The following is a 13,798-nucleotide window of genomic DNA, read 5'->3' as shown; positions in this document are numbered from 1 at the left end:
CTACTTGGATTGTTAGTAGCAAGTTAGCCAGAGCCATGCTGGTCCGAAATATGTGGACAGTTTTCGGACACTCGAAGGTTGACATTTGTCCGAAATACGTATACATATTTCGGACATGGGTGAGACTCGATCAGACCTGAAGGCTCTAATCCAAGATCGCATGGCGGTAAGTTCACCCCGCACGGTCTGGACGCCTGCGGATTTTCTTGACCTCGGCAATCGCGATGCGGTGGATAAGGTGCTGCAGCGGATGGTCAAGGCGGCTGAACTGCGGCGGATTGATCGCGGGCTCTACGATCGACCGACATTCAACACCTTGACCCAGCAGAAAAGCCCACCAGACCCACGTGGCGTCATCGACGCCGTGGCGCGGCGCGATCAGATCCGGGTTCTCGTTGACGGCATGACCGCGGCAAATGACCTCGGCCTGACTGACGCAGTGCCAGCCCGCATTGTCGTACACGCCGACGCACGGTTGCGGCCGATTCGCCTTGGCAACCTCGACATCACCTTCCGGCCCACGTCGGCCAGCAAACTCTACTGGGCTGGGCGTCCGGCAATGCGCGTCGTCCAGGCGCTGCATTGGATGCGCGATATGCTAGGCCAAGATGAAGGGAACCAGAAACTGTTACGGCGCCTGCGCCGACTGCTGAACGATCCCGACCAAGGTGACCGCCTCCGTGCCGACTTGGCCGACGGCCTGCCAACCCTTCCCGCCTGGATGCAAGTTCTGTTGAAGCCCCTACTGCAGGAAGCCGCTGAGGTATCCCAAGGCCGGCTCCAACCGAGCGGGATTACGCCTCCGAGAATGCCGAGCCAATGAATTCTGCTTACGACCGGGTCCTGAGCGCCGACACCGAGACAAGAATGGGCTTGTTTACAACAACAGCTCAGCGTCTTAACTCCACGCCGCAGAATATCGAAAAGGACTTCTGGGTCTGCTGGACCTTGGACGCCCTGTTCAATGGCCTGCCTACCGACAGTCCAAGGCTACTCTTCAAGGGCGGCACTTCCCTTTCCAAGGGGTTCGGCCTTATCAGCCGGTTTTCCGAGGACATCGACGTTACTGTGTTTCGCGGTGATTTAGGGGAAAGGGCATCGGTCGCCGAACTTCAGAATCTCAGTCGCACCAAGCGGGAGGCGAAACTCGATGCCATCAAGGACGCCTGTACGGTCTATATCCAAGGACCGATAGCGGCGGCCTTGACTGAATTGGTAGCTGCCGCCGCAGAGCGCACGGGACTGTCGCTCGAAGACTTTCAGGTACGAGCTGACGACGATGACAAGCAGACTCTCCTGCTTTGGTATCCGACCGCAACGCCTGTTGAGACGTATGTCCGTCCGGCAGTGAAGATTGAGTCAGGCGCGAAGTCGGCACTCGACCCAAACACGCCGCAGACCATTCGACCTTATGTCGATGAAGATGCGCCAGGTCTCGATCTGAGCGTGCCCAACGTCACTACGGTCGATCCAGAGCGGACCTTTTGGGATAAGGTCGTGATCCTTCATGGTCTGCGTCGCTGGTTTGAGCGTCGGGGCGAACTGCGTGGTGACGGCCAACGGATCTCGCGCCACTACTATGACATTCATCGGCTCATGGAGTCCGAAACCGGCCGCCGGGCAATCGCGAATAGGGATCTTGGCACCGACTGCGTCGCTCATGCTCGCATGTTTTTCAACCGCAAGGACTACGACCTTGCATCGGCCGAACCGCCGACCTTCGCCTTGCTGCCACATGACGAAATGGTGACGCCCTGCGGCGAGATTATGTTGCCATGGCCGCGATGATCTTTGGGCCTGTGCCGAATTTCAACTTGGTGCTCGAAAGCGTCGGACAGTTGGAAACGCTATTGAACGCGCCAAAAGGTTGACGTTCAGCCTGCTGTATGTTCGCCATTTGTGCTCGAAAAGTCGCATAATTGGCAGTGTGGAACGCCACCGCCGAGTTTGCCTTGAGGTGACCGAGATCCAGCTCGGAGCGGTAGTGCTTGCGCAGCGTCTTCGGGTCGACGCCGATCAACCTGGCGAAGCCGAGTTCGGGAACGCCATAGCCGGCCAACGCTTCAACCTGTCGACGGTGGGCGGGATCGGCTTGGTGAGATGGTCGCGCCATCAGATTGTGTCCGCGCGGCGCTCAGCGCCTGTTGCCGCGGTTCGGGTGACCCCGGCGACGACAAACCGGACTGAAGGCTGACACAATGCTTCTGCCCGGCCTGCTGCGATGACCTCGTCGAATTCGGCTGAGGTTGGCTTGTCCGGGGCCTCGTTGCATAGCTGAGGCACTCAAACGGAACACCGCCAAACACCTCCGCCACAGATCTCGTCCATGAAAGAACGGAGAAATGGCTTGACCATCACCCGCAATTAAACGGCCGATAGACACCCGGCAATCACGGGCTCTTCGAATATATGCAGCCTTCGGCCTGCCCATCCGGGCCGCGCGAGACGGTGATGCGATCAATTCGCGGGGAATGAGGCGCCAGCTTCTCCCAGATCCATTTGGCGATGTTTTCCAAGGATGGCACCGCCAAACCGTCAATGTCGTTCAGGTATGTATGGTCCAGGATTTTTTGCACCGAACTAATTCTCGGTTCTACCTCGTAAAGATTGGCCGGCCAGCCGAACACTGCATCAGGTGAGCCCTTAAAGTGGACTCGAACCCTGAAGGTGTGGCCGTGTAACCCGGAAAATGGTTGTAGCTGGTGGGCGGCCTCGAATGTGAACTCTTTGTATGTCTCGACCATGGCGACGCTGGCAGAACGTTCCAAAATTCACTCCTTAAAATGCCGAGGGCAAAGCTTCTGACATTGTGATTGATCAGTGTCAAACGGGCTGAGCCGGCCCCTGGCTCAATGGAAAGAGGCATTAGCCCGTGATTTTTACGCGCGCAGTTAACGCGGCGTTCAAGGATCGCGACGCATTGAAAGCGGGTAGTGCAGTGAGGCAAAGGATAAAATGATGTCAAGGATTCGCGGCGCACTTGCCTTAGCTGTTGCGCTTATGCTGCTGACCATATCTCCGGGGCACGTTCAGGATCAACAGCTGTTGCCGCCAAAGGAGACGCCAATCCTGTCGATCGAGGGCAAGATCCGAGTGACTAACGCCGATGGTATGGCGCAGTTCGATCGTGGGATGCTCGAGAAGCTCGGTATGACCACGTTGACCACCACCACCCCTTGGTTTTCCGGACCGGTCGAGTTTGAGGGCGTCTCACTCAAACGGATTATGGCGCTTGTCGGAGCGCACGGCACGGAAGTAGTCGGCATAGCTCTGAACGACTACCGTACGACAATTCCTCTTAAGGATTTTGACGACTTCGATGTGTTATTGGCGCTGAAGCGCGATAAGCAATACATGCCGGTTAGCGATAAGGGGCCCCTCTTCGTAGTGTATCCTTACGACAGCGCTCCAGAATTGCATGCCCAAAAATACTATGCACGTTCGATTTGGCAACTTTCACGCCTGATTGTGCGATGAACAAGAGATAATTTATGCGTTGTTGCGGGGTCCTCCAGTGGGCGCTTTTCACCCCTTAAAGATAGGTCTCAGCACCGCGATCATTGTTCTCAGCGTTGGCGCAGTTTATCTTTCGACGCTCATTTTCGAGCGTCAGGAGATGCTCGCCAAGGTCTCGCGCTACAATGTGGCCTGGAGCGCAGGTCAGGGCGTGAACGAGTTTTTGCGGCTGCGTCAGCGCGTCAGCGAATTGGCGGCCGGTGAAGGCTCGAAGCAAGAGGCGCAGCTTCGGTTTGAAATTGTCAAGAATCGGCTTGAGCTGTTTCGCAGCGGCGAGTTTCAGCCGTTTGTGCTGGAAGCGGACGACCGGCAAAGGACGGTTGAATCACTATCCAACTTCCTCCATCGCGCCGAGATGCTGATCGAGCAGGTTGAGATTCCCGCAACTGCGAGAGCCATCCTATCAGAAATGGTCCCTCTGGAAGGAGACCTCATCGGTCTCGCCGCGGAGGCCAATAATTACGGCGGTCAACAGGTCGCGCGCGACCAACAAGAACTTCTGCAACTGCATTGGACGTTCTCTGCCCTGGCTTGGGGCCTCGTGCTCTGCACGTTTGTGCTTATTGTACTTTTGGAAAGACGGCACCGACTTCTTATCCAGGCTCAGCAAAAACTCCACGCGCTCAATGCGACATTGGTGCAAACGAGCGAGGACCTCGAGAAGGCCAATTCTGCAGCGCTCGCTGCAAATGATGAGTTGATTACGCAAAACCGTCTATTCGATACTGCACTACACAACATGTCGCAGGGGCTTTGCATGTTCGGCGAAGACCGCCGGCTTATCGTTAGCAATCGCAGGTTGGCCGCCATGTATGGTCTGTCTCCGGAATCGCTGCGGCCGGGGAGTACCCTTGAGGATATCATACGGCTCACGGTCCAGACGGGTATCTGCTCCCGGGACAACGCCGAGAATATCCATTCGGAACAACTTAGCCTGATTGCTCGAAAGAAGCGGGGTACGTTACTGCAGGAGCTGAGCGATGGTCGCGTGATTTCAATCTTGCATCAACCGATGAACAATGAAGGCTGGCTGGCTACTTACGACGATATTACCGAACGCCATCACGCTGAGGCCCAAATGGTGCACATGGCGCGCCATGACGCTCTCACTGACTTACCTAATCGAATTCTGCTTCGTGAGCGGATGGTGAGTGAGCTGGCTCGGTGCCAAAGGCATCAGCGCTCTGCCGCGGTTTTCTGCTTGGATCTCGATCATTTTAAGAACGTCAATGACACGCTCGGACATTCCATAGGCGATCGGCTACTCCGCCAGGTTGCTGCCCGCATCTCAACCCTCGTTCGCCGAGAGGACACTGTGGCTAGGCTGGGAGGCGATGAATTCGTGATCCTGCAGGTGGATGTCACACAGCCAGCGGATGTTGACCAACTTGCCCAACGTATACTCGAGGTTCTTAGCGAACCATACCAGCTCGATGGGCATCAGGTCCTTATCGGGGTGAGCGTCGGCGTAGCCGTGACGTCAGGGATTGTCGACGACCCTGACACGCTTCTGAAAAATGCCGACTTGGCGCTCTACCGGGCCAAAGAACACGGGCGTGGCACATATCGCTTTTTCGAGCCCGAGATGGATGCGCGTCTTCAGCGCCGTCGGACGATTGAACTCGATTTGCGTGCCGCCGATTTTGACCAGGAGTTCGATGTAGTATTCCAGCCGATAGTGAACATTCACACGCTGCAAGTCACCACACTTGAAGCACTGTTGCGGTGGCCGGGCTGCAGACACGGACCGGTCGAAACGGAGGAAATCATCGCCATCGCCGAAGACACGGGCTTGATCGTCAACCTGGGCGAGTGGGTGTTGGAAAAAGCCTGTCGAGCAGCTGTAAAATTGCCGGGCGAGCTCAATTTCGCCGTTAATCTATCACCAACGCAGTTCATGCGAGGCGATGTCGTCGAGATGGTCTCCAGAGTACTCGCCGCTACGGGATTTCCTGCTAATCGCCTTGAACTGGAAGTGACAGAAACGTTGTTGCTTGAGGACAGCCAACGGTCGTGCTGTGCGCTGCGGGACTTGCGTGCGCTGGGTGTCCGCATATCACTCGACGATTTTGGCACCGGTTATTCCTCGCTCGGCTATCTCAGAAAATATACCGTGGACAAGATCAAAATAGACCGTTCCTTCGTGGAGCAAATCTCCACAAATCAGGATCACATGGCGATCGTGCACGCGATTGTCAGTTTGGCCCATGCTTTGGGCATGAAGACCACGGCTGAAGGAATAGAAACTGAGGACCAGCTAGAAATTGTTCGCGCTACAGGTTGCGACGAGGTTCAGGGATATCTATTCAGCCCACCAAAATCGCTAGCTGAAATAACCGACTCCCTCGGCAATCGTAGGAGTAAAGCGGCTGTTGCGTAGCTTCTGTCAGCGCCGTGCCGTGAGGTTCTCGCCTCCGACTGGAGCCCGGAAGCCCGTTCGCTCTATGCACCTGGCTTTGGCCCGTGGGAGCTCCCTCGCCGCCATTTGGCGGCATCGGCCATACGCTCCTTTGGCGTTAGTAGGAGGGGCGCTCGGGTGTTTGGCGGTAATCTCGATCTATATCGGGCCTGGAACCGCAACAGATGGCTGCGTTGGCGGAAAAATTGAAAAAATTCGATTAGCACGGTATCTCGATGTTGATCCTAATGGCCAAGCCTGAGACACCGCCGCGCTCCCTTACAAGTTGACCCTCCTATCTGCCCACATGGCCGCGACCTTCGCCCTGCGCAGCCTAGCCGTTTCCGTGATTGCACGCTCGTCATTCTCCTCGGAGATCAGCCGCATCCGGCGCAGGCTGGTGTTATCCTGCCGCCGTCTTTAGTCGTTGTCCCTTCCCAACAAGGCGACCGGCAGCCTGGCATACGCGGGAATCTTGGCGGCAAAAGAGGCGGACCGCCGTATGAGGCGCAATGGGACGCGTCATGGGCTGAGGTTTGCAGGAGCTGCTGGCTCGGCGCTGGAGGGACTATCCCCAGCCTCGCGACCGTCAAGGAGGTCATGGACAGACTTGCCGAACTCGGTCCGGCTGCGCATCGTCCAGCCGGTCTGGCAGATCGCATCGCCAATATGGAAGAAGATCAGGCTCGCTTCTTGCGCGAGCTTGCCGTCATGGCTGCAGAACTCGGATTGGAGCGACCAGCAGACAGTGCCCTGAGACTTTGGGCACTGATGTACGCCAGAGTGGAAGAGGCCCGGACGAAAAAGGCAGAAAGGGAATCCAAGCAGCTTTCTCTCTAGGATCAGAGTCTCAAAATCCGGGACCTGGAGGCGGAAATCGCGATTTGCGAGCGACGCAAATCTGAAATGACGCAGCTGTTCGGTGTATCTTCCTTGCAGGACGTAGAAAAAAGCTGCGCATGATCGAGCAAAGGAGAGACTTGCGACGGCGTTGCAATACCATCGAACATGAAATCCGAGAGGCGCTATCAATCCAGGACATGGGCGATGTCGAAGCGATGCTTGACGCCGCGGATCGGCCGGAGCTGGAGGCCGAGCAGGTAGAACTCAGGGCCCCGGATCGAGGATCAGGATCGGCGCGTACGAGAGTTGTTTACGGCATACAGCAAAGCGTCCGACGAGGTGGAAGCCGTCGACGGCGATAGTGCCGTAGCTGCTCTTGATGAGCAAAGGCGCACCGTTCTCCTGGAAATCGAGGATAAGGCGTTCAGCTACTTCCGCCTCAGGGCCGGCATCGTCGCGGCCGAGCAGGCCTTGCACCTCTATCGCAAGCACCGCAGTTCGATGATGCTTCGCGCCTCGGCGGCTTTTCAGGTTATCAACTGGGGCGCCTATCGTGGTCTGGCGACCCAGCCCGACATGGACACCGAAGTCCTTATTGGCATCGGGGCTGATGGGAGTTCCAAGCTGGCTCAGGAAATGTCAAAGGGGACGCGCTTCCAACTGTATCTCGCGCTCAGGGTTGCCGGCTACCACGAGTTCGCCCAATCTCGAACTCCTGTTCCCTTCATCGCCGACGACATCATGAAGACGTTCGACGACTTCCGTGCCGTGAACGCCTTCCGGCTGTTCGCCGACATCGCGAAAGTGGGGCAGGTAATCTATCTGACGCATCACCAGCATCTTTGCGATATCGCCCGGCGGGTTTGCCCCAATGCGCGCATACACGAGCTGGCCGTGCCGCTCGTGCCGGAACGCTGGAGGTGCGTGAGGCGTCCCATCCCAGGGCTGTCCCTATCAAGGCCGGCCGGGCCGGCGACCAGCACCCGGCAGCCGGGCAGCGCGCCAAAAGGACCCCGCCCGTCATATGTACTGCATCCTTCGTAGTGCGTCGCAACATTTTGATGCTGCACTGCGGAACTTTGCGGTAAGGCGGGAGTTCTCTGTGCTTCTAGCAAGCGAGGGCTCGATGAGGCGCTACAAGATTCTGCCGTCGGAATCAGGGCTGTGGTCTGTGATCGATAGCCTGACAGGGCTTCCCGCCGAGAGATACGGTCGGCCGCTCACCGGGATGACCCGGTACGAGGCCGAAGAGGCTGCCTTTAACCTCAGCGAGAGCACTCCGCCATGGATGGCCTTGGTCAGACGTCGCAGACCTTAATCAAGGCTGCCGATTCCACGGATGGTCGGACGCGATGCGCCTCCCACTCCATCACACCCGTTCGCGTAACCTCTCACTTCTTCCTTCTGGATGCTTGCGTCATGGCAGGGGGCGCATGTGCTCCCCAGTTCGCCGTAGCATAAGAGCCGGACCGTCGCGGTGCGCCACCAGATGGTTGGCGACCGTCGCCGGAACCGTCGCCCGTTCTCTTGCCGATGAAGTGCGGGGTGCCCGACACCGAAATGGCGCGCGAGCTCCCGAACCTTCTGCCGATCCTGACACGGGCGATCGACTGGAACCTATCGAGCATCAGTATGACGAGTTGATCAAATATGCGGCGGCCCTGCAGCACCGCACGGCCGATGCGGAATCGATCCTGCGCCGCTTTGCGCGGGCGAGCGTGCAGCGCCCGAGCTACAAGGCGCTGGCCCAACTCGGCAAGGCAATCAAGACCATTTTTCTCACCGCTATCTCGGCTCGGAAGCCTTCCGGCGCGAAATCCACGAAGTGTCGCTTGGCAGTTAATAGTGAGAACGCAGTCGTTCGGTCAGGTTTGGCAGTTGATTGCGAGAGTGGCGTAGCTCGGATTCTCCATTTTAACTGCAATCGGATCAGTGTGAAGGTCATGAACCCTTTTAATTTTATAAACCGGAATTCCGCTTGCAGTGGTGCTGAACTCCCTGGCGAGGCGACCGGCATCTTCGTGCTGGAGGAGAATATCGGACCGGTGCGTTGCGCGGTGAGCAAGCACGACGGCCCGACCTTCGACGAGTTCGATCTGGCGAAACTGCCGCTCTTTCGCAACGTGGTCGATCTTCAGCGACAGCCTAGCGACCCCGGCTCCTAAACGCCGTCATGGAGTAGCTCCTGCACTCGTTCGACCGAAATGTCCGATGCAAAGATCAGGTCGTGAGGGAATGTCCCTTCCCCGCAGATGATCGGCAGTCGCTCGATCGCGCGACGCGCGGGATCGGCTTCTTCCGTGAACCAGCAGGTCGATATCAGAAGTAAAAAGGTTGCGGCGGTTACCGCGAACCCATGGCTGGCGCAGCAAGCGCTCTTTTCAGCAAGCGCCCTGGTCGGGAGCCAGTGAGGATGAAATTCGGCTCGGGTGCGACGATTACATGCTCGAGGTTCCATTCGGTCTTCCCGAGCGTGTCTATAGCGACCTTTTTGTGTCCGAAACTGAACAAGAATGTCGGAGCCCCACCCGCTGGCCGTTACAGCCAGGCACCGGCTGGCGAGCAAGCGGTGGAACGAAACGGAGCGCAAATCCGGCACGCAAATTGCTTTGATCTCGTAAGTGAGACGTCGGCAGGGCGTCGTGGAGGACCGAGAAATCAACCAGGAGCGTGCTCGATGCCCGCAATGAGACGGCCAGAACAGGACGATGAACCCAGCCACACGTGGGGAGCTGGACCGCTATAGCCAGCCGCGGCGCCTCCTCGTAGATCGCGCCTCCTTCAGCCAAGCCGTCCACCAGCACTACGAGGGCCACCCTATGCAGCTCTCGAACGTGGCCACAGCGCGCATGTACATTCAAGTGCGCCCCTCAGCCTTGCGTGGTCCGCTCGAAGCGCGCCAGGAACGCATTGTGTGTGGACGAGGAACGTGCGCTTGGCAGTTCAGGGGGCGAGCGCTCTCGCACTCCTCCGATGCGCCGCACCCATTCTTCTGATCAGCCGGTTTGACCCGCCATGTCGCCTTTGCATTTCATCTATCGTCCCTTTGAGACGCTTATCCGCCCGCTGGATATCCCCTACGCGCCTTTGCCGGCAACAGGTCCGTTTGCGCTGCTTCTGCATTTCGCACGCATGTTCCGTGGCGTGCTGGCGGCCATCGCCGTCTTCATGATGGCGGTCGAGGGAATCAACCTCGCGGTGATCTGGGGCATGTATATCATTGTGGACGGGGTGAGCACGAACGGTGCGGCGGTTTTCCTTGAGGAAGCTTGGCCTATGCTCACGTTCCTCGGCCTGCTGATGTTCCCCGTGCAACCGCTGCTGATGTTCATCGCCAAGACATTGGGTTCCCAGGCAGTGTCCGTATGCATGCCCGCGGCTATGCAATGGCATGGCTACAAGGCGGTCGAACGTCAGGACCTTGCATTCTTCCACGATCTCTTCGCCGGCCAGGTGGCGTCGCGCATTTCGCAACTCGCCGCCGCCGTGCAGCAGCAGATCGTCGTAGCGTCTTCCAGCATACCGTATTTTCTCGTGCAGTTTCTCGGTTCGCTTTTGCTGCTTGCCACGCTGTCCTGGCCGCTGGCCCTTCCGGTATTTTTTTGGATCATGGCGAACGTCGCAGTCGCGGTTGTGGCAGTGCCATATTTTGCCGTGCGGTCCCGCCACTCTGCCCGCGCGCGCAGCCTCGTCGTCGGCGCCATGACCGACCTCTACAGCAACATCCACGTGGTCAAGCTGTTTGCGGCCGAAGACAGCGAGGCGGACGCAATGCGCACCATCATGGGAGATGCCATCGAGACGCAACAGCTTGAACGGCGCATCCACTTAACAACCGACACCAGCGTCGTCCTGCTGAACGTCCTTCTTTCGCTGACCAACATCGCCGTCGGGCTCTGGGGACTCGTGGCCGGTTTTGTCACCACCGGCCAATTTGTTGCTTCAATCGCACTCGTTCAGCGGCTCAACGCCAACTCCCTGGCCTTTCTCCAGCTAGGACAGCAGATATTCCAGGCTGTGGGCACGATACGCGACGCGATGCCGGTCATCACCACGCCTTCAACGGTAACCGATGTCTCCGGAGCCAGGCCGCTGGCCGTTGTCGCCGGCACGGTCGAGTTCAGGGATATCCGGTTCGAATACCGGCAAGGAAAAGGGGTAATCGAGAATCTATCGCTCAGGGTCCGCGCCGGCGAGAAGGTCGGGCTCGTCGGCATGTCGGGGTCCGGCAAGTCAACGCTTGTCAGCCTGCTTCTGCGGTTCTTCGACGTAAACGATGGCGCAATCGTCGTCGACGGCCAGGATATCCGTTCGGTGACGCAGGCAAGCCTGCGTCAGAATATCGGGGTCGTGACCCAGGATGTCTCGTTGCTCCATCGCTCTGTCGGGGACAATATCCGTTACGGCCGGCCGGATGCCTCGCCGGAGGAGGTCGAACGCGCCGCAATGCTGGCCGATGCGGACGGTTTCGTGGCCGATCTCAAGGACAGCGAAAACCGCACCGGCTACGATGCTTTCGTCGGTGACCGCGGGGTGAAGCTTTCTGGCGGCCAGCGTCAGCGGGTCGCCATCGCTCGGGTGCTGCTTAAGGACGCGCCAATCCTCCTTCTAGACGAGGCGACTTCTGCCCTGGACAGTGAAGCCGAGGCGGCGGTCCAAGAAAAACTCGAGCTTATAATGGAGGGCAAGACGGTGATCGCCATTGCCCACCGCCTGTCGACGATTGCCAGCATGGACAGGATCGTCGTGCTGGACAAAGGGCGCATCGTTGAGGAGGGCTCCCCCTCGGAGCTACTCAAACGCGACGGCCTGTATGCCCGCCTGTGGCGGCGGCAGACCGGCGGCCACATTGCCGACAGTTCCGAGGAGAGATAAGCCGACTGGAAGATCGTTCGTCACGGCTCCGCGCTGCTCGCAATGCTTGGCTGTTGTCGTAGAGAGCGGGCATGTTCGCGTTAGACAAATCTCGGCTTTCGCCGCCTCCGTCGCAAATGTGTGGGAATGGGCGACGAGATGCCACAAGAGCTCTTCGGTTCTATCGCGAGAAGCTGACCGCCCGCCGCCGTGCCGATGCTGGTACTGCCGAGTCTTAAGCAGTAGTGATCGCTCGACTTCGTCTCCGACCGTTCCACACTGTCGTCGACGATTGGACGCGGGACACAAAGCGTGTTGCTGAGGCGGTGCCCGAACGTGCAAGGACACAGAAGCTTACGATACGAGGGGTGAGCCGAGTCGAAAAACGCATTGGAAACTCCGTCTGGTGCAATCCGGACCGGGTCACAAGGCGTGGTACAAGAGTTGGGTGGCGCAACACCGCTGGTTAATTGCGCCGGTGCTATCGCGGCCTCTGGTCCGCAACGGCGCGGGCAACACGCCGAGGAGCAGGGGCGCATGGCAGATTGCCCCAGCCGGCTCGACGTCGCCATGCTCGACGAGCTTCGGGAATTGGGGTCAGCGAACGCATGACCGGCAAGGCCGGGGGGTGGCTCGTTTGCCGACGCCGCTGCAATTGGCCCCGCAACGCGGTCGCGAGCCGGAATTCAACCAGGCCGTTCGCCCTAAAACTGATCCAGCTCAAGGCAGCCCACCGCTACCCATGTAGAACGGGCAACGAGCGCGGTGCGCACCAGACAAAGGGCAATGACCAAAGCCGTCCTCGACATCGCATCGGAGTTCAACGTCTTTGCACCAATGCCCAGGAATGGTCGACGCGACAAACAACTCCCCGCGTACAGGCGCTGAGAGCCGCCGACGTTTAACGGAAAATCACAAACGGGCTATCCCGATCCCTGGGGGGCCAAGGAGGCCGCCCCATGAATCGCTGCACCTCATCAGTTGCAATTCTTGCTTTCGCCACCGTCTGCACATTGTCTGCCGTGGCTACGGCGGCGGATCGGACCATCTATGCAGCGCCCGACAAGAGCCTCGTGTTTCTTAGTGGCGTCGGCTACACGTGGCTCAAGGCCGACGAGCTTGTCTACGACAGGGGCAGATCACAATGGGCACGAACAATCCGCCGCTTTCGCCCGAGGACGTCGAACGCTTCGGGCCTGATCCCCTTACCAGCTTCCGCACCAATCTGGCGTCGGTTGAAGAGCGCATCACGCTTGCTTGCGCAAGGGCCGGGCGCGACCGTGCCTCCGTGCGGTTGCTGCCGATCACCAAGACGGTGCCGGCCCATATCCTGCGATATGCCTTCGACGTCGGCATCAGCACCTTCGGCGAGAACAAGATCCAGGAGGCAATGACAAAGTGCGAGGCGCTTCACGATCTCGCCATCGACTGGAGCATCGTCGGACATCTGCAGACCAACAAGGCCAAATATCTGACCCGCTTCGCGCGTGAGTTTCATGCGCTCGACAGCCTGCGGCTCGCCGACCTTCTGAACACGAGGCTGGAGCGCGAAGATCGCTTCCTCGACGTCTATGTGCAGGTCAACACGTCTGGCGAGGACAGCAAGTTCGGCCTCCATCCGAACGCACTGCTGCCCTTCGTGGAGACCTTCGATCAGGTTCCCCGTCTCCGGCCATGCGGGTTGATGACACTTGCGCTGTTTTCCTCCGACATGGCCAAGGTGCGGCCTTGCTTCATTCTGCTGCGCCGGCTGCGGGACAAAGCCGTGAAGCACAACGCCGCGCTCACCGGGCTCTCCATGGGTATGACCGGAGACTTCGAGGAAGCCATCGAGGAAGGCGCCACTGTCGTGCGCGTCGGTCAGGCCATCTTCGGCAAGCGGCCGACGCCTGACGGCCACTACTGGCCGGGTTTCGTCCCCACCGATCGAGGAATTGAACCATGATTTTTCGCGAACGGCCTGTCTGCTTTTCCGATCACCCCCGCCGATCGTTCCGGCCGGGTCGACGTTGACGCGCTACGGAAACTGGTCAGCCGGCTGATCGCGGCTGAGGTCGATTCCATCGGCCTGCTCGGCAGCACCGGCATTTATATGTCACTAATGCTTTCGCCAATCATCAATGTTGCAGAGATGGGCGCAGCGGCGAAGCTGCCAATCTCCCTCCTTGCGGGGGAGATGGCCGGCAG

The 13,798-nt window shown here is 58.7% G+C and carries 10 protein-coding genes and 3 pseudogenes; 11 read left to right on the top strand and 2 right to left on the bottom strand.

The features are described from left to right. Positions 1-160 precede the first annotated feature (160 nt). Positions 161-823, top strand: a complete 663-nt coding sequence (locus NMG80_RS16005; RefSeq protein WP_254018973.1) for a DUF6088 family protein — start codon at positions 161-163, stop codon at positions 821-823. Continuing rightward, positions 820-1,788 (top strand): nucleotidyl transferase AbiEii/AbiGii toxin family protein, encoded by a 969-nt coding sequence (locus tag NMG80_RS16000; RefSeq protein ID WP_436798626.1) that lies wholly within the window; start codon positions 820-822, stop codon positions 1,786-1,788. The genes NMG80_RS16005 and NMG80_RS16000 overlap by 4 nt, the downstream gene beginning before the upstream one ends. Here NMG80_RS16000 and NMG80_RS15995 read toward each other — a convergent pair. Next, positions 1,766-2,059: a hypothetical protein gene (locus tag NMG80_RS15995; protein WP_436798625.1), complete on the bottom strand. Its 294-nt coding sequence runs from the start codon at positions 2,057-2,059 to the stop codon at positions 1,766-1,768. The two genes, NMG80_RS16000 and NMG80_RS15995, sit on opposite strands and share 23 nt — an antisense overlap. 331 nt (positions 2,060-2,390) lie before the next feature. Then, positions 2,391-2,768, bottom strand: coding sequence for a 6-carboxytetrahydropterin synthase (locus tag NMG80_RS15990; protein ID WP_254018971.1), 378 nt, complete (start codon positions 2,766-2,768; stop codon positions 2,391-2,393). A 190-nt stretch (positions 2,769-2,958) separates the two neighbouring features. On the opposite strand from NMG80_RS15990, the gene NMG80_RS15985 reads away from it, so the two are divergent. The 9 genes and pseudogenes from NMG80_RS15985 to NMG80_RS37860 form a co-directional block, all read left to right on the top strand. Continuing rightward, entirely contained in the window at positions 2,959-3,477 is a 519-nt protein-coding gene (locus NMG80_RS15985; protein ID WP_254018970.1) for a putative pterin-binding protein, read from the top strand. Positions 3,478-3,514: 37 nt separating this feature from the next. Continuing rightward, positions 3,515-5,896: a putative bifunctional diguanylate cyclase/phosphodiesterase gene (locus NMG80_RS15980; protein ID WP_254018969.1), complete on the top strand. Its 2,382-nt coding sequence runs from the start codon at positions 3,515-3,517 to the stop codon at positions 5,894-5,896. A gap of 618 nt (positions 5,897-6,514) precedes the next feature. Then, positions 6,515-6,754: a hypothetical protein gene (locus tag NMG80_RS15975; RefSeq protein ID WP_254018968.1), complete on the top strand. Its 240-nt coding sequence runs from the start codon at positions 6,515-6,517 to the stop codon at positions 6,752-6,754. Positions 6,755-7,063: 309 nt separating this feature from the next. Beyond that, positions 7,064-7,801, top strand: coding sequence for an ATP-binding protein (locus NMG80_RS15970; protein ID WP_254018967.1), 738 nt, complete (start codon positions 7,064-7,066; stop codon positions 7,799-7,801). A gap of 492 nt (positions 7,802-8,293) precedes the next feature. Then, a pseudogene (locus tag NMG80_RS15965) lies at positions 8,294-8,579 on the top strand (Tn3 family transposase); the annotation flags it as partial. 151 nt (positions 8,580-8,730) lie between these two features. Further along, a pseudogene (locus NMG80_RS37865) lies at positions 8,731-8,868 on the top strand (phenazine biosynthesis protein PhzF); the annotation flags it as partial. Positions 8,869-9,772: 904 nt separating this feature from the next. Next, a complete protein-coding gene (locus NMG80_RS15955) occupies positions 9,773-11,632 on the top strand; it encodes an ABC transporter ATP-binding protein (RefSeq protein ID WP_123149428.1) in 1,860 nt (619 codons plus the stop codon). Positions 11,633-12,755: 1,123 nt separating this feature from the next. After that, entirely contained in the window at positions 12,756-13,556 is an 801-nt protein-coding gene (locus NMG80_RS15950; RefSeq protein WP_123149427.1) for a YggS family pyridoxal phosphate-dependent enzyme, read from the top strand. 15 nt (positions 13,557-13,571) lie between these two features. Beyond that, a pseudogene (locus NMG80_RS37860) lies at positions 13,572-13,688 on the top strand (dihydrodipicolinate synthase family protein); the annotation flags it as partial. Positions 13,689-13,798 lie beyond the last annotated feature (110 nt).

It is taken from the genome of Mesorhizobium escarrei (genome assembly GCF_935825525.1).
Taxonomy (GTDB): domain Bacteria; phylum Pseudomonadota; class Alphaproteobacteria; order Rhizobiales; family Rhizobiaceae; genus Mesorhizobium; species Mesorhizobium escarrei.
This window is presented reverse-complemented; position numbering and strand designations above follow the sequence as displayed.